The 19,796-nt window shown below is 55.0% G+C and carries 19 protein-coding genes; 1 reads left to right on the forward strand and 18 read right to left on the reverse strand.

What is annotated here, in order from left to right; all coding sequences use genetic code 11:
• Positions 1-519 precede the first annotated feature (519 nt).
• From dapA to N1030_RS04295, 14 genes are all read right to left on the reverse strand, one after another.
• The gene (gene dapA, locus N1030_RS04225) at positions 520-1,398 is read right to left on the reverse strand and encodes a 4-hydroxy-tetrahydrodipicolinate synthase (RefSeq protein ID WP_265827878.1); all 879 of its coding nucleotides are present in this window, start codon (positions 1,396-1,398) and stop codon (positions 520-522) included.
• A 71-nt stretch (positions 1,399-1,469) separates the two neighbouring features.
• On the reverse strand, positions 1,470-2,315 hold the full coding sequence (gene dapF / locus N1030_RS04230; protein WP_420842822.1) for a diaminopimelate epimerase: 846 nt from the start codon (positions 2,313-2,315) through the stop codon (positions 1,470-1,472).
• 51 nt (positions 2,316-2,366) lie between these two features.
• Complete coding sequence (locus N1030_RS17730) at positions 2,367-3,257, reverse strand: UshA-like (seleno)protein family 2 (protein ID WP_420705184.1); 891 nt, start codon at positions 3,255-3,257, stop codon at positions 2,367-2,369.
• Positions 3,250-3,525 carry an HU family DNA-binding protein gene (locus tag N1030_RS04245; RefSeq protein ID WP_265827883.1) on the reverse strand — a complete coding sequence of 92 codons (276 nt, stop codon included), beginning with the start codon at positions 3,523-3,525 and terminating at the stop codon, positions 3,250-3,252. Before N1030_RS04245 ends, N1030_RS17730 begins: the two co-directional genes overlap by 8 nt.
• 133 nt (positions 3,526-3,658) lie before the next feature.
• Positions 3,659-4,462, reverse strand: a complete 804-nt coding sequence (locus N1030_RS04250; protein WP_420842840.1) for a MinD/ParA family protein — start codon at positions 4,460-4,462, stop codon at positions 3,659-3,661.
• A 14-nt stretch (positions 4,463-4,476) separates the two neighbouring features.
• Entirely contained in the window at positions 4,477-5,346 is an 870-nt protein-coding gene (locus N1030_RS04255; protein ID WP_265827885.1) for a GGDEF domain-containing protein, read from the reverse strand.
• Positions 5,333-6,443 (reverse strand): peptide chain release factor 2 gene (gene prfB, locus N1030_RS04260; protein WP_265827887.1). Its coding sequence is split into 2 segments (ribosomal slippage): positions 5,333-6,367 and positions 6,369-6,443, totalling 1,110 coding nucleotides; the frame shifts between segments, so codons are not numbered across the junction. Before prfB ends, N1030_RS04255 begins: the two co-directional genes overlap by 14 nt.
• Before the next feature lie 20 nt (positions 6,444-6,463).
• Positions 6,464-7,972: an apolipoprotein N-acyltransferase gene (gene lnt, locus N1030_RS04265; protein ID WP_265827888.1), complete on the reverse strand. Its 1,509-nt coding sequence runs from the start codon at positions 7,970-7,972 to the stop codon at positions 6,464-6,466.
• Between the two features lie 99 nt (positions 7,973-8,071).
• The gene (locus N1030_RS04270; RefSeq protein WP_265827890.1) at positions 8,072-8,890 is read right to left on the reverse strand and encodes a hemolysin family protein; all 819 of its coding nucleotides are present in this window, start codon (positions 8,888-8,890) and stop codon (positions 8,072-8,074) included.
• A gap of 119 nt (positions 8,891-9,009) precedes the next feature.
• Complete coding sequence (locus tag N1030_RS04275) at positions 9,010-10,047, reverse strand: hypothetical protein (RefSeq protein WP_265827892.1); 1,038 nt, start codon at positions 10,045-10,047, stop codon at positions 9,010-9,012.
• Positions 10,048-10,055: 8 nt separating this feature from the next.
• Positions 10,056-10,853, reverse strand: coding sequence for a hypothetical protein (locus tag N1030_RS04280; RefSeq protein WP_265827893.1), 798 nt, complete (start codon positions 10,851-10,853; stop codon positions 10,056-10,058).
• A 57-nt stretch (positions 10,854-10,910) separates the two neighbouring features.
• Positions 10,911-11,897, reverse strand: a complete 987-nt coding sequence (locus tag N1030_RS04285) for an MlaD family protein (RefSeq protein WP_265827894.1) — start codon at positions 11,895-11,897, stop codon at positions 10,911-10,913.
• Complete coding sequence (locus N1030_RS04290) at positions 11,897-12,406, reverse strand: P-loop NTPase family protein (protein WP_265827895.1); 510 nt, start codon at positions 12,404-12,406, stop codon at positions 11,897-11,899. Before N1030_RS04290 ends, N1030_RS04285 begins: the two co-directional genes overlap by 1 nt.
• Entirely contained in the window at positions 12,406-13,251 is an 846-nt protein-coding gene (locus N1030_RS04295) for an ABC transporter permease (RefSeq protein ID WP_265827897.1), read from the reverse strand. The genes N1030_RS04290 and N1030_RS04295 overlap by 1 nt, the downstream gene beginning before the upstream one ends.
• A gap of 106 nt (positions 13,252-13,357) precedes the next feature.
• Between N1030_RS04295 and N1030_RS04300 the strand changes: the two genes are divergently transcribed.
• The gene (locus tag N1030_RS04300; protein ID WP_265827898.1) at positions 13,358-14,515 is read left to right on the forward strand and encodes a DUF3800 domain-containing protein; all 1,158 of its coding nucleotides are present in this window, start codon (positions 13,358-13,360) and stop codon (positions 14,513-14,515) included.
• A 5-nt stretch (positions 14,516-14,520) separates the two neighbouring features.
• Here the strand turns inward: N1030_RS04300 and mnmG are convergent, their stop codons facing one another.
• The 4 genes from mnmG to N1030_RS04320 all read right to left on the reverse strand — a co-directional run bounded on the left by mnmG (position 14,521) and on the right by N1030_RS04320 (position 19,647).
• On the reverse strand, positions 14,521-16,404 hold the full coding sequence (gene mnmG, locus N1030_RS04305) for a tRNA uridine-5-carboxymethylaminomethyl(34) synthesis enzyme MnmG (protein ID WP_265827899.1): 1,884 nt from the start codon (positions 16,402-16,404) through the stop codon (positions 14,521-14,523).
• A 61-nt stretch (positions 16,405-16,465) separates the two neighbouring features.
• Complete coding sequence (locus tag N1030_RS04310) at positions 16,466-17,689, reverse strand: M20 family metallo-hydrolase (RefSeq protein WP_265829015.1); 1,224 nt, start codon at positions 17,687-17,689, stop codon at positions 16,466-16,468.
• Between the two features lie 191 nt (positions 17,690-17,880).
• Positions 17,881-18,153: a PxxKW family cysteine-rich protein gene (locus tag N1030_RS04315; protein ID WP_265827900.1), complete on the reverse strand. Its 273-nt coding sequence runs from the start codon at positions 18,151-18,153 to the stop codon at positions 17,881-17,883.
• A 174-nt stretch (positions 18,154-18,327) separates the two neighbouring features.
• On the reverse strand, positions 18,328-19,647 hold the full coding sequence (locus tag N1030_RS04320) for an amidohydrolase (protein WP_265827901.1): 1,320 nt from the start codon (positions 19,645-19,647) through the stop codon (positions 18,328-18,330).
• Between the last annotated feature and the right edge of the window lie 149 nt (positions 19,648-19,796).

The raw sequence follows: 19,796 nt of genomic DNA on the forward strand, positions 1-19,796 counted from the left end.
CACGAGATGAGTATTCACTTGTGTTGAATATATCGTTGCCCAAAGAGGCGGTCGCAGCCTGTTTTTTCTATAGATCAATGTTTCCAGAGGTATTGAAACATGCATAGGCGTGGGCGATAAAAACCTTTGAACTGCGCATAGATCTTTACATTATCAGATTTGGGATTCCTTGCGGCAAGGAGCCAACTCCCTGCCTCACTATCTGTAAAGTGGCAGCGATGGTTGCTTTTTGTGTGGCGTGTTTTCTTGTTGCTGAAGTGTGTACGCACACAGCTTCGGGCAGGAAATGTGTAAGGATACAACTTCAGGATATGTTGACTGCGCTTTTACAGACTCTCCAGTCTGGCATCAGGACTATTTGCGGCCGGGGGGCAAGGTCGGCGAGGTGGGGAAAAACTGGTGGAGGGGTGAAGTCATGGTTGGCGCTACTGTGGGGCATCCCTGCAGCATTGAAATGGGGTGATGAAAAAAGCCCGCAGGCAGCGCCTGCGGGCTTTTGGGTAACCGGAATGAACGAAGTTAGAGAAGTCCCTTGGACTGTAGGCAGCTGCGAAGAGTCTTTTCGTTCTGTTCCATGAGGGGAACCAGCGGGAGACGCATCTCAAGGCTGATCTTGCCCATCATGGCCAGCGAGGTCTTTACGGGAATCGGGTTGGTCTCAATGAACATGGCCCTGCACAGTCCCTGCATGTCGAAGTGCAGCTTGCGTGCAGTGGCGATGTCGCCATCCTTGAAGGCCTTGCACAGCCCCGCCATCTTGTCGGGAATGATGTTGGACACCACGGAGATGACCCCGCAGCCCCCCAGAGACAGCAGCGGCAGCACGGTGAAGTCATCACCGGAAAGCACCTGAAAGTCTGGGCCGCATTGTTCAATGATGTCGGAAACCTGCGTCAGATTTGCCGTGGCTTCCTTTACCCCTTTGACCTGGGGAATGTCTTTGAACAGACGGGCAAGAGTGCAGGGCAGCATGTTGGTGCCGGTGCGGCCGGGAACATTGTAGAGAATGAAGGGCATATCCACTTCGGCGGCAATGGCCTTGAAGTGCTGATAGAGCCCTTCCTGCGTGGGTTTGTTGTAGTAAGGCGTGATGAGGAGCGCGCCGTCTGCTCCGGCCTCTTTGGCAAATCTGGTGAGGTCGATGGCTTCTTTGGTGTTGTTGGAACCTGCGCCGGCCAGAACCGGTACGCGCTTTTTCGCTTGGTCAACGCAAATGCGGATGACCTCGCGGTGTTCCTCATGGGAAAGCGTGGCGGATTCACCAGTCGTGCCACAGGGAACAACGCCGTTGATACCCTGTTCAATCTGCCACTCGATTAATTCCCTGTATCGCTCCTCATCAACGACGCCGTTCTTGAACGGAGTCACCAGCGCCGTAAACGCACCCGTAAATTGCATATTGCCTCCTCTTCTCTCTGTCGGAGCGTTCGTCCGGACAATGGTGTCCGGACGAGCGGGCCGTTTGTTCCTTAGGATAGGGTGAGGCCAAGGGCCTCAAGATACATTTCGCCGGAATACACATTCAGCGCTTTGCCTTTAAGGTAGACGCAGCCGTCTTCAATGGAAATGCCGAGAATCTCGCCGCCTGAGCTGCGTACGTTCACGGATTCCTCGGTCAGGCCGAGCGCGCTGGTGACGACAACGCCCGCTGCGGCACCTGTGCCGCATGCGTAGGTTTCGTCTTCCACCCCGCGCTCATAGGTGCGCAGATGAATGTTCTTTTTGTCCAGCACGGTCACAAAGTTCGCATTGGTTCCCGCAGGGGCGAACGCCGCGTGGTAACGCACGTGCGCTCCCAGCGTTTTCACGTCCAGTCCGGCTGCGTTGTCGTGAATGTATACGGCATGGGGCACGCCGGTGTTCACGAAGTGGATGGTGCCTTCCATGCCGGGCATGTCGATGGGCTTGTTGAGCTCCAGCCCCTTGGGAGGGGTAAGCTGGACCTTGACCTCGCAGTTATCGACATCCACTTCGGCGCGGATGGGGCCCGCATCGGAGCCGAAGGTGTGAATGGGGCCGGCGAATCCCAGCTTTACGGCCAGAAGACCGGCACAGCGGGATGCGTTGCCGCACATTTCTGCGCGTGAACCATCGGCGTTGTAGAAATGCCAACGGTAATCGACAGAAGCTTCAGGGGCCTCTTCAAGAAAGACGAGGCCGTCGGCTCCAACTCCAAAGGCACGGCGGCAGACCTTTTTCGCCCAATCCGCCATCGCTGACACGGGCAGCTTAAGCTCTCTGTTGTCAATGAACACGAAGTCGTTGCCGCAGCCCTGCATTTTATGGATGGGGACTGCTTTCATGTTCCTGTTCACCGATTAACTCCTTGCAATGTATGCGATATGTGCCCGTTTTCGCGTTTATGATCACGGGGCGGGCATGGACGCGATAACCGGATCAGGGGCGACGGATTCATCAAGATTGACAACGGGGAAGCGGACGTTGTCATTCTCTCTCCATTCCCAGTCCGGAGTTCTCCGGGGCCATTCCATAAGCTCGATAACGGCCAACGCCTTGCCTTTGGCGTAGCCCCGTGCCCACAGGATGGTACCTTTCGAATCCATGTTGCCCCGCATTCCTCCACCTGAACCGCTGCCGAGCAGAACATCGAAATGTCCTGAAGCAGCGGTAAGAAATTCTCGTTCCGACGGTGTGCCCCAAGGGCTTACCCCTATGATGAGGTCACACGTTTCGCGAAGAGAATCCGCAATGCGGATCAGTTCATTCTTATCCGTTTCGGATTCGTCCAGTTCTGCCGGAAGCAGGATGACTCCGATGCGTTTGTTGTCGATCACACTCTGATGCACAACCGGTGTTTGGTCAACAAGGCGGAAGCCCGATGGCACTTTGCCTGTATGCCCTAAAAACCAATTGTGCGCAGTGGTTCCCATCCACCCTACGTCAACCTGCATTCTTTCAAAGGCATCAATAAGATAGGGGGCTGAGGATGCGGGCAGTTCTTTGCCCTTGGCATCCGTGAATTCACCACTGCCGCCGATGACAAGGGCTGGTCCCAGCGTCCTGTATGATGTAATTTTTCCGGCCCGCCGGGCCAGTCCTCCGAGGGTTTTTCCTCCTCAGGTGGGACAGGGAAACATTTCACCATAGCCGTTGGCAAAAAACACAATGCGCAGAACGGGAAGGTTCTGCGCGTCGTGTGCTTCTGCCGCCTTTCCCGTGAGCAGTGCGAGCACACTCAACAGGGCGGCCAGGATGGCTATGCGGCCAGCGCCGGTAAGGCGCCTTGGGCTACTCATTGAGAAATTCTTTGAGTTCCTTGCCGGCCCTGAAGAAGGGGAGCTGTTTAGGTTTCACCTTCACTACTTCGCCGGTTTTGGGGTTGCGTCCGGTGTATCCGCCGTAATCCTTGAGTTTGAAGCTGCCGAAGCCGCGAATTTCAACGCGGTCTCCATTGGCAAGGGCGGACTTCATGCTGTCCACGAAGATGTTGACCACGGTGGTCGCCTCTTCGATGGAGATGTTGTTTTCATCGGACAGGGTCTTGATGAGTTCGCTTTTGTTCATCACCTACTCCGGGCAAATAGGGCATGAGGACATGCGCTGTGGTTAGAGGTCAAGAAGATTGCAGCTAACACAAATTGGGCATGTGGAGTATGTAATAAATCATTCTGATATTCAAGCGGTTATTAGAAAAAACCTACCCCTCGATCAAAAAAGGTCCGCTCGCGATTTGGTCGCGCATGGAAACGCGCAGTCTCTGCAACTTGACGGCAAGAGCAAACAGGTCCTGCGCTGCGGGAGAAGTGGGGGCCATTTTCAGCAGGGGCTTCTGGCGTCTTACAGATTCCGTCACCATCTTGTCGCTACGGATACCTCCCAGAAGGGTGGGCGTAAAACCGAGGAATTTATCACAGGCGGCGGCAAGGCGCTTGAAGGTGATCTCCTCTTCCCGCTTGTCTTCGACCTGGTTCACGATCACGTAGAAGTCCTTCACGCCGTGCTGGGTGGAGAGCACCTTCATGAGGGCATAGCTGTCCGTCAGCGAGGTCGGTTCAGGTGTGACGATGACAAGGCGTACATGGGTCATGGCACCGAAAGCGAGTACCGTCGGATTAATGCCTGCGCCAATGTCCATGAAGAGATAGTCATAGTCGGCGAACAGGGGGGCGAGCTTGCGGAACAGCATGGCGCGCAGGTCTGAATCCATTTCCACCAGTTCCGGCACGCCGGAGGCGGCAGGCAGGAAGTCGAAGCCGCCATTCTCGATATGTATGGCGATTTCTCTGGGGTTCATGTCGGAGTCCAGCAAGTTCTGCATGTTGTATTCGGGGGCGATGCCCAGAAGCACGTCCAGATTTGCCAGGCCGAGGTCACAGTCCATGAGCAGCAAAGGGAAGCCGCCGCGGAACATGCAGTATCCGAGGTTGAGGGCGATGTTTGATTTACCCACGCCGCCTTTGCCGCTGAGTACGGAAACGCTGAGAGTTCTGTTAATGCGCATGTTCATATGGAGTTCTATTCAGTCCCGGAAAACAGGAACTGTTTCTCGTTGGAGTGTACCATGGTGGATCGATCGTATTCGAAGTCCGGCTGCTGGCGGGCAACATGTACGCAGTTCTTGCCGCTGGTCTTCGCTTCATAAAGGGCCTTGTCGGCCAGCTCCATCAGCATGGCAGGCGTAGTGGTGCCCCGTCCGCTCATGCAGGAAACGCCGGCGGAGAAGGTACAGGAGAAGGGGGCGTGGGGCTCGCAGCCGAAGAGCTGCTCGCTGAAACGCAGCAAGACACGTTCAACCATCGACTTCGCCTTGAGGGCGGAGGCACCGGGAAGCAGCAGGGCGAATTCCTCTCCGCCGAGCCGCGCCGCAACATCGTAGACCCGTTTGGTCTCAGACAGTACTTCGGCCAGGCCGCAGAGCACTTCGTCTCCGCAAGGATGACCATAGGTGTCGTTCACGTTTTTGAAGTTGTCTATGTCGATGCAGGCAAGGCTCACCGTGCCGTTGCTCCGGTCAACACGTTCAGCTTCGATCTGAAGCTTGCGGTTGAATGCCCGTCGGTTTTCAAGGCCCGTCAGCGGATCATGTTCCGACTGGTGCGCAAGGTCTTCCAACGCCTGAAGCAGATGGCTCAGGTTCAGATGGGAAGACTCGTCCAGCGACAGGGCAAACCATTCCTGCAGGCCGTGCTTCTGGGCTACCTGTTTCCACTGCTCAATGGTTATGCCGTTGAACATGCGTGTGACGGCAATGAGGCCTGAGGTCTGTCCGGACGTGCGTTCCTTGGCAAGTTGCAGCAAAATTTGGCGCAACGATTCCAGTTCGCCAGACAGGGGGCGCAGGTCTTCCGGAATATCCCTTCCGCCGTATGTCTTAGTTTTCTGCATGGAGGTACAAAAGGAAATCTCTCAGGAATACGTCGATCTTGCCGTTCAGAACGGCTTCGACATCTCCCATTTCCGAGTTTGTCCGGTGGTCTTTGACCAACCGGTATGGCTGGAGCGTGTAGGTACGAATCTGGCTGCCGAAGCTGATGTCCATCTTGTTGGCATATTCTGCCTGGCGTTCGTCCTGCCTTTTACGCAATTCCAGATCATACAATCTGGCTTTGAGAATCTGCATGGCGGAATCGCGGTTCGCGTGCTGCGACTTTTCGTTCTGGCACTGGGCCACGGTTCCCGTGGGAATGTGGGTGATGCGCACCGCCGAGCTGGTGGTGTTAACGCTCTGTCCACCGGGACCGCTGGAACGGAAGAAGTCGATACGCAGATCTGCTTCCTTCACGTCCACGACGATATCGTCTCCGGCATCGGGAATGACATCCACCGAAGCAAATGACGTGTGCCGCCTGCCGGATGAGTCGAACGGGGAGATGCGGATGAGGCGATGGATGCCTCTCTCGCCTTTAAGCAGGCCATAGGTATTCGTGCCGCGGATACGCAGGGTGACACTCTTGATGCCTGCTTCATCGCCGTCCAGAAAGTCGAGGTACTCGGCCTTGAACCCTTGCGCGTCTGCCCAGCGCACATACATGCGCAGCAGCATCTGGGCCCAGTCCTGTGCTTCGGTGCCGCCTGCACCGGGGTGGATTTCAAGAATCGCATCCTTGGAATCTTCCGGCGCGGAAAGCAGCATGTTCATTTCAGTGATCTGCAGCAGTTCTTCAAGCAGCTGGGTCTGCGCCTCAAGCGTTTCAAGGATTTCTGCGCTCTGATCATCTTCTGCAAGCAGCAGCCATTCTTCAAGATCTTCCTTGGCCTGCTTGAGCGCTTCCAGACGACTTATTTCTGCTTCAAGGCCGCTTTTTTCCTGCAGCACGGGCGTTAGCTTTTCCGGCTTGTCCCATGCGCCGGGACTGGAAAGCTGTTTCTCTATCTCATCGAGGCGGTTTTTCGCTGCCTCGAGGTCAAAGACGCCTCCACAACGTGGAGAACTGTTCGAAGAGGGCTTGGCTTTGCGTACGCAGATCGGCAAGGTGCAACATATATGTATCGTTGATTATGGTTAAGGTTTCTTCCGTTTCATCCCGATTGCGATGCAGAGCATGCAGGCTCCGGCCAGCAGTACATGGATGAACGTGTAGGCATTGTGGTACGGCGTTGTCCGGCTGACTGTCGCGGCGATACCGTTGATGGTTTCGGCGCGGAACAGGGAACTGCGGGCTATGAGGGTGCCTTTGGGATCCACAATGGCTGAAATGCCGGTATTGGTGGAACGTATCAGATATCGGCCTTGTTCGATAGCCCTGAGAACAGCCAGATGCAGGTGCTGGTCTGGCGCGGCCGTATTACCGAACCAGGCGTCGTTGCTGATGTTGACCAGCAGATTGGCACCTTCGGCAACTCTTTGTTGGGCCAGCTCGGGAAAGATGGTTTCGTAGCAGATGAGTACACCCAAGGCAAGGTTGCCATGGGAAACCGGATGGATGGCAGCACTGGTCTGGAATTCGCCGGTTCCTTCAAAGAAGACTTCAAGAAAGGGCAGATATTGCCCGAAAGGCAGATATTCGCCAAAGGGCACAAGGTGCTCCTTGTCATACCAGCCATTCATCAGGCCATCCGGCGTGAGCAGGTAGGCTCGGTTGAGCGTATCCCACTGCCGGCCTTCAGTCCCCTTGGCATAGGCTGGGGTGCCGACAAGCAGCGGTGTTTTTTCGGATATGACCATGTCCCGAACAACAGAAAGGTATTCCTTCTTCTCCTGCAGATAGAAAGGCATAGACGTTTCCGGCCAGACCACGAGATCGGCCGGGGCTTTGGACAGCGCGCCGAGGGTCATGTCCACGTAGCGATGCACGGTTCCGTTCTGGTAAGCGGGAACCCATTTCTGCCCCTGATCAATATTGCCTTGCACAATGGTGGTGCGGACAGGGGACGTGGTCGGTATGGCGGTTTGCCATGCATACAGGATCCAGCCTGCACATGCGGCAAGAATTGCGGCAGCAATGCCTGCAGGGATAAGGCGGCGGGAGCGCGCCGTTTCCAGCAACAGGGCGACAACCATGACCAGAATGCCGGAATAGGCGTAGCTTCCCATCAGGGAGACGGGCTGCAGCAGTTCGGGCCACGGAACAAACGCGGCGGCAAGCACCGCCCAGGGGAAGCCTGTGAACAGGGTGCCCCGTAGAAGTTCAAGTGTTCCCCAGAGCAGGCCAGCAAACACGGCAAGGAGTACTGGCGAGAGTCTGTCGCGCATGAGCCTGATACCCAGTGCGAAAAGTCCGGCATACAGGGCCAGATAGGTTGCGAGAAGCGCGGGGGCGGGAAAGGCCAGTGCCCAGTGTATTCCCGCCTGTTCTTCAAGGGGGACAGCCACCCAGTAGATGCACGCCGTGTACCCCAGAATGCCTGAGAACAAGGCCTTGCGGAATACCGAAGCAGGAGATGCCTCGCCAGAACCGAAGCCGTAGAGGACGGCAGGAAAGAGCAGGGCAAGCGGAGGCAGCTGGAACAGCTGGTTGGCCATTCCCAGGAAGAGGCCGAGCGCGGCGATCAAAGGTAGTAGTGCGTGCATAATGTGCAGAGAAAAATGGGTTTTCGGAAAAAGGTCAAGGGATAAAGCGGGGCGCATGAAAAAGGGGCAAAGAAAAGGCCCGCGGGTGCGGGCCGTTGCTTAATCCTGTCGTTCAACGAGTATGGATTGGATGAGTTTGGCGTTCGCATCCTTGATTGAGAACCGGTAGCCCTCAAGCATGAAGGTTTCACCGGCTTGCGGAACGTGTCCTGCAAGCTCGCTGAGGTAGCCACCGATGGTTTCCACCTGTTCGGATTCAAGCCTGATATTAAGGATAGGCTCAAGCTCTTCCAGCAGCGCTCTGCCGGACAGCATATAGCTGTTGTCATCAAGCTTTCTGATATCCTCTTCCTTGGGAAGATCGTATTCGTCGTCAATGTCGCCGACGATGATTTCCAGAATGTCTTCGATGGTGACAACGCCCGACGTGCCGCCGTATTCGTCTACGGCAATGGCGAAGTGGAGCTTGCGGGCCCTGAATTCCTGCAGCAGATCGCTCACCATCTTTGTTTCCGGAACAAAGAACGGCTTGCGCATCATGGTTCTGAGAGGGGTATTGTGCAGGGCAGGGTCATACAGGAAGCGCAACACATCCTTGGCATAGGCAACGCCGACGATGTTGTCACGGTTTCCTTCGTAGATGGGAATGCGTGAGTGACCGGATTCTATGATGAGTTTGACGACCTCGCGTACGGAAGCGTTGATCTCGATGCAATGGATGTCCGTACGGGGCACCATGATTTCATCAACCTGAGTCTCGTCTAGGCTCAGCACGTTAAGAAGCATGGAACCTTCAACCGCCTCAAGCTCGCCTTCTTCGCGGGCTTCGAGAATGGCTTTCTCCACGCTGTCACCGGATTTATTGTTAAAAATATTACTGATCAGCGACCAGAGTCGACTGTCCGAACCTCCGTCCAAAACGGGTCTCCTTGTTGAGGTGGCTGGATATTGGGTCAATGTTTGTCCCTCTGAATTCTGCGACAATATCTATCACAAGTGCCTGACGCAAGCGCAAAAAAGCGGGTTTTCTGAAATATCTATTCAATCCCTTTCTCGCGGTAAAGCTCCAGATGGCGCTTCATGGCCCAGTTACCTATCTCATCAACCTCGTTGTCCCTCAGAGGGGAAAGCCAGAACAACTCCCCGTTGCTGTTGTCGACTATTTCGGCCCGTCGCATGAACTGCAGTCCCAGATCGACATCGCGGGTCTCAAAGTCGATATAGGGCATCTGCAAGCGGCACAGGAGCCAGTAGCGGTTTCTCTGACCCGCTTCCGGTTCCCACAAGTCCAGAAGGACAAACAGTCTGTCACCTATATTGAAGGAAAGGCCGCATTCCTTGGCGTTTTGTCTTTTTACATGCAGCTTCAGGCCGCCCGCAGAAACGTTTACCAGCCGGATCTCAGCCCGTTTGCCGGGAATGTAACTCAGAACGGGCTTGCCCCAATTCTTGAAATTCATGTCATGCGTAGCGTCGGAAAGCAGTTTTTCCGGCCAGAGGGCAATGCCCATGATGTACTGGTCCGGCGGGTCCACGCGCAATGCGGCGCGCTTCTGCTTGAGTTCCAGTTTGTTCGGCATGGCCAGATTCAGGTGGCATATGTCGTTGCCCACAGGTCTGATGCCGATGATGGGGGACGTGAACATGTAATGCAGAGGATTGTGATGCTCATCCTGAATGCGGAAGTAGCAGTCGACATACTTGCCGAGCCAGTTTCGGCTGATGTTTTTGAGGGTGGAACACTCCATCGTCACGGTGTCGGCGCTCATTTCATACAGAGAGCAGAAGGTTGAGCGACGTCTGTTGGACTCTGAATGGAACTGGAGCTCCATCTTGCTGCGCAGTTCCATGGCTTCGTTCAGATTCTTCTGGATGGATTGAGGTTCAAGTACCCAGCCGTGGGGAATGTATACGGTATTTTTTTTTGAGCGAAACCACATGACAATGATGACGCCGACCAACACGAGAACGACGATGAGCAGCACCAAAATGGCCTGCATTGATATCATCTCGCTGGCGGTACTATGCGTGAAGCTGCGACTTATTTCGGAGAAATAATCGGTGGTTTTATCCACGGCTGTAATCAGTGGGAATCGCACGGTATTATGTATTGTTCCAATTCGGTTATACGTTCTTCAATCCGCTGTTTCAGGGCCATGTCCTCTGTGAACAGGTGCGCAAGCCGCCAGTCTTCTCTGAGAAAGACTACCCAGCCAAGCCGCGAATCGTTTGTGCGGGCTATGCCGAGAAACATGTAGGCAACTTCAGTATTGCCTGCCGCATGGGCCTGCAGTGCAGCCTTGCGTGCATAATGCGAGGCATAGAGCTGGTCTTTCTCTTTTTCAAGTCGGCTCTTCAGGGCGGCAAAATCGTTCGTTTGCAGCAGATGCCGGTAGTTTGTGTCGCGGGAAGATATTGCCTCTTCTGCCGTCTGTCCACCCTGTGCCGTAAGGAGTGAAGCAAGGGGATGCTGCGCTGTTGAAGCGGGGCAGTCGAAGCCCATTCTCCTGTACCGTTCCGCCTGTCTTTTAAGCTCCGGATCATCAAGCCCTACATACTGCTTGAGTCTCCATGCCAGCGTATAGTTGTATGCCGCCTGACACACCATGTCCTGCCGCAGAAAATTTTCCTGACTGGTTGCAAATAACGCCTCGGACTCACACCAGTTTCCTTGCAAGAAAGAGTCCACAAAGCTTGAGCGTCCAAAGGGGGCCTGTTTGAGCTGGTCGGGTTCGGAATAGGCCTTGTCTGAACGTGGAGCGCCGCAGGCAGTGAGCACGATGATCAGGCATGCAAGGAGCAGGGGGATGAGCGTGGTTCTTTGACAACGGGCGGGGGAGTGGCTGCTGCCGTGGTTCGATTGTACCCGATATGCTTTCATGAGACCTGTCCTGCGGTTGTGTGCTGTTCAAAGCTCAGGAGCGTCTGCCGTGTTTTGTCATGGTTGAGGGTGCGCAGCCGGAACCTGTCCGTCGCCTGTGCGGCGAAGCGGCCAGGTTCGCTTCAGGCGTTCCAGCACATCCGTTCCCAGCTTGAGCGTGTATTCCGCCTGTGACCTGAGGCGTACCAGATCCGTTGTAGCCCTGCGGACTTCATCACTGATGGCGTTTGTGTTGTTCACCGTTGGCTCCAGTTGGGCCCGCATGGCATCCACATTCGCCACAAGCACGTTCAGGCGGCCGAGCAGGTCTTCCACGCCGGCAAGCACTTCATTGATGCCGTCCACACTACCGGAAGCCTTGTCGGTCACCGTGTTCAGCCCTTTGAGCAATGCTTCGCTTTCCTTCAGCACGGCAGCAAGGCGTTTGACCGGTTCGGGATCATTAAGAAGGTAGCGTACCAGTCCTTCGGCATCGGCTATGGTGCCTGTCAGGCGCTGCATGTTGGCCAGGGTTTTGTGAAAGTCCTTGTCCGGTTCGCTCAGGTCGGTCGTAATTCTGCGGGTATTCTCAAGAATGGCAGCAACGTCATCCAGCATTGCTGGCATGCGTGCCTGCAGGGAGCCCACCAGCCCCTCGTCGTGCGTCAGTTCAAGCGTGGTGCCCGGGCTGATTACCGGTCCCTCTCCGGGGCCGGGAAAGACTTCTATCCAGGCGGAACCGATGGGAAAACCGCCTGCTATCTGCACGGTAACACCTCTGGTGAACCAGCTCTGGTAGCGTTTGAGGACTTTCAGCTCAATCTTGATGTAGTCAATGCCGTGCATCTGCACATCACTGACGGTGCCGACGCGAAAGCCGGAGATCTTCACCGGAACCCCGCGCTCGATTTTTTCTCCGGTGGGGCTCACAACGTAGTAGTAGACCTTTTCACTGAACAGTTCCTTTTGGATGCCGACAAAAACGAGTGAAAAGACGGCAAGGCCGAGCATGGCTATGACGAAAATGCCTGTTTTGAATTCCCTTGTCAGAACAGGGTGTTGCATCACAAGGCTCCTGACGCGACATGAAAAGGAAGATCATGCAGGGATTGGGCGTACTCCGGTGTGCACAGGATCCAGATACGCGTTCCCGCTGCGTGTCTGTCGCGCATGACTATGGCTGCTTCGAGTATGCTGCGGTCCATACAACTGCGAGTATCCAGAACAATAACCCGACTTTCATTCATGATGCAACGCAACATGCTTGTCCGTATGAGAATCTCCCGCGTAACCGACAATGGAAAGCAATGCGCCAATGTATCCAACCCTTCCGTCTGCAGCAGGGCTTGAACTCTCTTGTTGATGGTCTTGCCGGTCTCCAGCCTTTTGTACAGGGCTGGTAACGCAATGTTATCCGCGATGGTAAGCTGATGCAGCAGAGGAACAGAGTGGCTTGCTATGCCGATGCGAAGGCGTGCGGGGAGCATGCTTTGTATGGCTTTGTCCATGGCAGTTTCGGGCAAGGGAAGGATCAGGTCGTGCTCGAGTGCAAGAAGACGGGAGGGGGGCAGCATCACATGCCTCCCGCAAGAAAGAGAATCTCCACGCCGACGATGTAGCCCACTCCCTGCAGCAGTGCGCTGACAATGCGCGGGCCCACATCATGCGGGCTGATAACGCGCATGCCGTGGGCGACGGCAGGGGTGCTCACCGCAAGGGCCATGCATGCCGCCTTGAGAAAGAGGATAATCAGGTCGGTAAATTCGGTGCCGTACAGGAGTTGGTCCATGTAGCTGTCGAAGGTGATGTCGTGCAGGTAGCCGAAGATGAAGAAGCCCCCGATGAGGGAAAACAGGCTGAAGTAGAGGGCCAGAAGGGGGGTGCCGATCAGGGCGGCAAGATAGATGGGGGCGTGCCGGTAGGCGGCGATGCCAATGCCCATATTGGCCAGCGAGGTTGCTTCATGGTTCAGGGAAAGTATGCCGCATCCAGTGACGATGGTCGGTGCGGAACGAAGCAGCATGACAAGGGCGCAGGAGAGCGGCGCCAGTTCCCGCAGCATGGCCGGAGCGAGGTATTCACCTATGCTGTCGTAGGCGTCCAGTTGTGTGAGCAACGAAAGGAGCAGGTTGACCACAATGGAGCCAAGCGCCAACGCAAGGCAGGTAATGAGGGGTAAGGACGAGACCGCCTGAGCGTGGAGCTCTGCGAGCAGTGCCTTCAGAATGGCAGGGTTGCGCAGATTACCGAAGAGCGGCTGTTTGTATTGCGTCTCAGGTATACTTTCGGGGCTGGCGTCTTCAGGATGCAGGGCCAGAAGCGCAAAGAAAGCCCCAAGAAATAGGCTGCCTTGATACCTCAAGCCGTTCAGGCGGTGCAGGGCGGCGGCACCAACCCGCTCCACAAATGAATGCGCCAAGTTCTGCATGGTTACAGAATAGCGCAAAGAGGAAATATGAGAAAGAGCTAAGCTAAATAGTGTGATCTAATTGCAATATTGGGAGTATGAGTATAGGTGTGTGGGCATGAAAGACGCATATTCTATTTTTATCGATGAGTCAGGGGGGACAAGCCCGTCGTCAAAACTTCCTGACGATAGGTATTATGTTCTTGTCGGTGTTGTAGTTGCAAACAGTAATATACCTGAATTTGAGAAGTCTTGCGATCAGATCAAGCAAGGAAATAGTGAAATCAAAGCTTCATCTATAAGAAGCCGTGATTTTCTGTCTTATGTATCAAAGATATCCAAAATAGATTATAGGTATTATGTTTTAATTGTCGACAAACAGGAAATAGATGATAACTCGGGTGTTTATAAGAATAAACAGGTGTATATAAAATTCTTCGTAAACAAGTTGATTGAGCAGGTTGCCGGTGTATACGACAACTTGAAAGTGTTTTTTGATGCCATTGGAGATAATGAATTTAGAGATAGTTTAACACGCTATGTGCATTCTAAGAATGATACGTATGAAATGTCGTTATTGAAAGGCACGTCCACAAGTCCCATTGTATTTGATAATGTAGATAGCAAGGCGTATAGAGGTGTGCAGATAGCTGATTTTACAGCAAATGTATTTAGAAGGCTGCTGAATAGGCGTATTTCTTTTAGCGATATTGAAGAAATAGTAAAAAAGAAGATATCTATCGATGTCTACCCAACTAGGGTGCTAGAAAGGAAGATTGAAACAATAAAAATAGAGTTTGATTCGTATGTCTCAGAAGCTGTGCACGACCAGATTACGAATTATATTTCAGAAAATATTGGTCGTGGAAACGAAGATTCAAGCATCAAAATAGATATACTTCAATACCTATTGAATAATCCTCAAGAATTTACAAATGCAGAGAAAATCAGTCGCCACCTTTCCGAAATTCGAGGAATTGATGGGGTAGATGGGGTGAGGGTCAGAAGAGAAATTTCAAAAATGAGATCAAAATCGTTGCCCATTGCATCATCAAAGAAGGGATATAAAGTTCCTTACTCCATGGTGGATGTGAATTTGTATATCCAAAAGGTAGATTCGATCGTTGATCCTTATGTGATGCGACTTGGTAAGTTCAGAGATTTGCTGAAGAAAATTTCTGGCGGCGGCATGGATATATTAGACCATGCAAACGCAATGAAATTAAAGCACTACTTAGATACAGCAGAAAATGCTTTATTAGATGCAGGTAAGTAAAAGGCTTAGGCGCCGCGTTCCAGCTTCTTGAGGTGGATTTCAAGACAAGCTATGGCCGCCGGTGTGATGCCGGATATGCGGGATGCCTGCCCCAGCGTACGCGGACGAATACTGCTCAGTTTTTCCACGGCTTCACGGGTAAGGCCGGCAACATCTTTGTATTCCATGGTTTCCGGCAGTACCGTATGCTCGGAACGGGCAAAGCGTTCCACCAGCTCTTCCTGTCTGCGCAGGTAACCTGCGTATTTGGTGATGGTTTCGGCCTCGCGCAGCGAGTCTTCGGGGAAATTCGTGATCTCTGGCCAGAATGGCGAGAGGTCGGCAATGTGCAGTGCCGGTCTGCGCAGCAGGTCGCCAAGGGTGATGGCCTTGCTGGGCACGGCTTCGTTCATTCCTTCAAGAATGGTGCGGGTGTCGGCATCGGGACGGATGCGACGTTCCTCAAGCTCATGCAGCAGAGCATCGAGCGCATCATGTTTGGCCGTGTAGAGCGCCCACTGTTCGTCCTTCACAAGGCCGAGTTCACGACCGATCGTCGTCAGGCGGCGGTCTGCGTTGCTCTCGCGCAGCAACAGGCGGTGTTCGGCACGGGAGGTGAACATGCGGTAAGGCTCTTTGGTGCCCTTGGTGACAAGGTCGTCCACGAGGACAGCCATGTAGGCCTGATCACGGCCCAGAACGAAAGGCTCGCGGCCGGAAATGGCACAGAAGGCGTTAATGGCTGCCCAGAGTCCCTGAGCCGCAGCTTCTTCATAGCCTGATGTGCCGTTGACCTGTCCTGCCAGATAGAGTCCGGGCAGGCATTTGGTCTCCAGCGTGGGATGCAGCTGGGTGGGGTTGGCGTAATCGTATTCTATGGCGTAGCCGGGGCGGACGATCTGCGCCTTTTCAAGGCCGGGAATAGAGGCGATCATGGCCTTCTGCACGTCCAGCGGCAGGCTTGTGGGGATGCCGTTGGGGTAGCATTCGGGGCTGGTTGCGCCTTCCGGTTCAACGAAGATCTGATGGCGTTCCTTGTCGGGGAAGCGTGCCACTTTGTCTTCAATTGAAGGGCAGTAGCGTGCGCCGGTGCCTTCGATCACTCCCGTGAACATGGGGGAGCGGTCAAATCCGGAACGGATGGCCGCATGGGTGGCTTCGTTGGTCCACGTCATGTGGCAGGGCAGTTGCGGCAGCCGGGCTTCGGTCGAGCGGAAGCTGAAGAGTGGTGGCGGGGTATCCCCCGGTTGCTCTTCCATGACCGAGAAGTCGATGCTGCTCTTGAGAAGGCGCGGCGTGGTGCCGGTCTTGAGTCTGCCGAGGCTCAGCCCCACAGACTCCAGCGACTTGGAAAGATGCATGGCAGCAGGATCGCCGAGGCGGCCACCGGAGAAATTGGTCAGCCCCACATGAATGAGGCCGCGCATGAAGGTGCCTGCCGTGATGATGACGCTACGGGCGCGGAAGACCTGCTGCAGTCTGGTGCGCACCCCGGCGCAACGGCCGTCCTCCACAAGGATTTCTTCAGCGGTGTCCTGCCATACCCAGAGTGTGTCCTGCGCGTAGATGTCGCGCTTGACCACACGCATGTATTCGTCGCGGTCGATCTGGGCTCGGGTTGCGTGAACCGCAGGTCCCTTGCTGGTGTTGAGGGTGCGGAACTGGATGCCGGCCCGGTCGGCCCACAGGCCCATCATGCCGCCAAGGGCGTCTATTTCACGAACCATGTGTCCCTTGGCAAGCCCTCCGATGGCGGGATTGCAGGAAAGCGCGCCGATGTGGTCGGCGTTGATGGTCATGAGCATGGTGTTCAGGCCGAGATTGCTGGCAGCCATGGCGGCTTCGCAACCGGCGTGACCGGCGCCTACGACGATGACATCAAATATTTCCGGGGGCAGGGACTTGAGCATGGTGTTTCAAAATGTCCCGGAACAATAAATGTTCCGGGGCGGATAGTCGTGAAAGGGGAGCCTACTTGTCGAACAGCAGGCGGGTCATCACCTTGGCATCATTGATGTTGATGGAGATGAGAGACTTTTCATCAGGCTGGTGGGCATTGCCGCTCAGTGTGCTCCAGCAGGCCACTTCAAGGCCGTGCACACGCATGTGGGCCGCCACGGTGCCGCCGCCGATGCCCATGGGGCGGGCTTCCACATTGTAGACTTCACCTATGGCCACGGCGAGGCGCTTGACTACATCGCAGTCTGCAGGAGTGGAAACGGTGGACTGGTTGGCCTGAACGTCTTCAAAGCTGATGGTCACCCCGCGGGAGGTCTCCACCTCGTCCGCAATCTTGCGGACGGCGGCGCGTACATCGGCGAGGTCATATCCGGGCAGCACACGGCAATCAATGCAGAAAACATCAAGGCCGGGCACGGTGTTCACGTTTTCCACATTCATCTCCTTCTTTGTGGGAGTGAAGGTGGAAATGTTGGGTTCAAAAATTTCATCCACACGGGGGAAGGTGTCGTGCAGGCTGCGGACCTTGAGAATGAGTTCGGCAGCGGCTTCGAGTGAGTTCACGCCAAGTGCGGGGCGGGAAGCATGGCACTGCTTGCCGCGTACGGTCACCTTGAGCCAGAGGATGGACTTTTCCGCAACCTCGATCATGGAGCCGTCTTCATTGCCCACGTCGGGGACCACAATCAGGTCATCCTCGGCAAAAAGGTCGGGCTTGGTTTCCATAAGATAGTCAAGACCGTACTTGCTGCCGGTTTCTTCGTCAGCAACAAGGATGAGACCGAGGGTGAAGTCGGGCGTTACCCCATTCTCAATCAGCGTCTTGGCGGTGAGCAGGGAGGAAACAATGCCCTGCTGGTTGTCTTCCACGCCGCGGCCGCAGAGCACGTCGCCGTCTACCTGCACCTTCCACGGATCATTGGTCCAGAGCGCAAGGTCGCCGGTGGGCACTACGTCGGTATGTGCGAGCAACCACACGGTTCTGGGGCTCTTGCCGGGAACTCGGGCGATGAGCGTGGGGCGGTAACCGCAGGGTACGCGTTCATCGGGGGCGCGAACTTCTTCAACGTCGCTGATGCCGTTGGCGAGCAGCCAGTTCTTCAGGTATTCGGCCTTGTCTATTTCGCCAACGCCGCCTGCCGTGGGGCAGAGGGCAGGGCGTGCCGTCATTTCAGTCTGAAGTTCGATAACGAGATCGCGCTGGTTGTCGAGAAAAGCGTAGAGTTTTTCCAGCATGAGGATGCTCCGGTGATAGTGGTTGGCGGGCACGCGAGCCTTTTCCATACCATCCTGCACTGTCTGCGGCTAGATGTATGCTGAACCGCAAAGGGGGTGGCTCCACTGCCCGAGAATCGTTGAGACAGGAAAGAAAAAACGGGAAGGTTGCCGAGGCGCACCTTCCCGTTTGTCGGCTGTAACAGAAGAGCCTACCGGCCCTTGGCAGCGCGCTTGGAAGCCTTGAGGGGGTTAACCTTAACCTTGCCGCCCTTATCGACGGTTGCCTTAACGTGGGTGGCAAAGTTGCAAACACCCAGTGCCCACTTTGCTTCGGGCTGAGCATAGCTGCCGCAATAAGCCTGACCTTCAAACTGCTTGCTACGTTCGCAGCCCTCGCACTTCTCGACTACGGGCTGGCAGATGACGCCATTGAAAAGCATCCCTTCTGCGGTCATGACTGCACCTTCAAATACTGCACTCATTGTATCGTCCTCCTGGATCGCGCGGGCTGCGCGCGAATATTGTTCTTGAAAGCAGGGTTCAATTATATAGATCCCGGGAAAAGTCAACACAAAAGTGGCTGCTTTGATCGGAATCTCTAGAATTTATACAAAAAGAGGGCTGTCCTGTCGAGAGCATGGGCGGACAGGGGACCTCTAAGCCAGTTTGCCGCGCACCCAGTCGCGCAGGGAGCGGATTTCGGAGACAAGGGACGGATAGTCGATTTTCAGGAACTTTCCATCATTATATAATATTTGTCCTGCAACCATGGTCATGCGTACTTCCGCGCCGGTGGCCGCGTACACGGCATGGGATACGGGGTTGTGCATGGGCAGCAGGTTGGGGGCATTGAGGTCAAGGGCAATGATGTCGGCCTTCATTCCCGGAGCAATGCTGCCAATGTCTGTGCGATGCATGGCGGCCGCTCCGCCGATGGTCGCCATATCCAGCACTGCCTGAGCGGGGGCGCAGGTGGGGTCCATGCAGCGTACCTTGTGCAGCAACGCGCAGGAGGTCATTTCCGTGAACATGTTCAGGGCGTTGTTTGAGGCAGCACCGTCTGTGCCGAGGCTGACTTTAACGCCTTTTTCAAGCATGTAGGGAATGTTGGCAATACCCGAAGCAAGCTTCATGTTGCTTTCGGGATTGTGGGCAACAACCGTGCCCGTTTCGGCCAGCAGGTCGATCTCCGCATCGGTCAGATCCACGGCATGGGCGATGGTGGTGCGGGGAGAAAGCAGGCCGAGATCGTGCGCATACTGTACGGGGCGTTTGCCGAAAGCCTTGAGGCACTGTTCCGTTTCGGTGACCGTTTCACCCAGATGTATATTCAGGGGGATATCCAGTTCTTCAGCAAGCTCCCGGCATCGGGTGAGAATTTCCGGAGTTGTCGTATAGACGGCATGCGGCATGACGGACTGCGCGATGCGCGGATGGTTCTTCCACTTGTCGTGAAGCTCGCGCACGATTTCGAATCCGCGTTCCGTATTCGGATAGGCGGGAGAGGGGAACATGAATATGCCCTCGCCGCCGAGGATACGCAGGCCCGCCTTGTCTACAGCAGAGTAGGTTGCATCTTCCAGCAGGTACATGTCGCAGAAGGACGTGGTGCCAAGACGGGTCATTTCGGCACAGGCCAGCAGGGCTCCAAGTTCCACGAATTCAGCGGTAAGATGCTGTTCAACCGGGAAGATGTGCTTGGTCAGCCATTCCATGAGCGGCAGGTCGTCGGCAACACCTCTTAGCAGGGTCATGGCTGCGTGGGTATGGGCGTTGACAAGGCCGGGCATGATCAGCGAATTGCCAAGATTGATCGTCGACTCTGCATGGTAGCGGGCGTTGATGGACTCCCAGTCGCCTACGTCCATGATGGTATTGCCCGTAATGGCAATGCCGCCCTGCTCGACAATGCTTCTGAGCGGGTCCTGAGTGAGAATCATGTCTGCTCTGACGAGAATGTCGCACACCAGTGTCATGCCGGAATCTCCATAAGGCGTTTTCGCGTGAATTTGCGCGGTGTTGAGTTGTACTGTTCCAGCGGCCAAAATATGGTATCCTTGGCGCAGGCGCAAGCTTCTTGCGTCTTGTTGATGTGTAAAAGTTGCCGATACGTCGGATGTCGTTC

It is taken from the genome of Desulfovibrio mangrovi, assembly GCF_026230175.1.
In the GTDB taxonomy this organism is placed as follows: domain Bacteria; phylum Desulfobacterota; class Desulfovibrionia; order Desulfovibrionales; family Desulfovibrionaceae; genus Halodesulfovibrio; species Halodesulfovibrio mangrovi.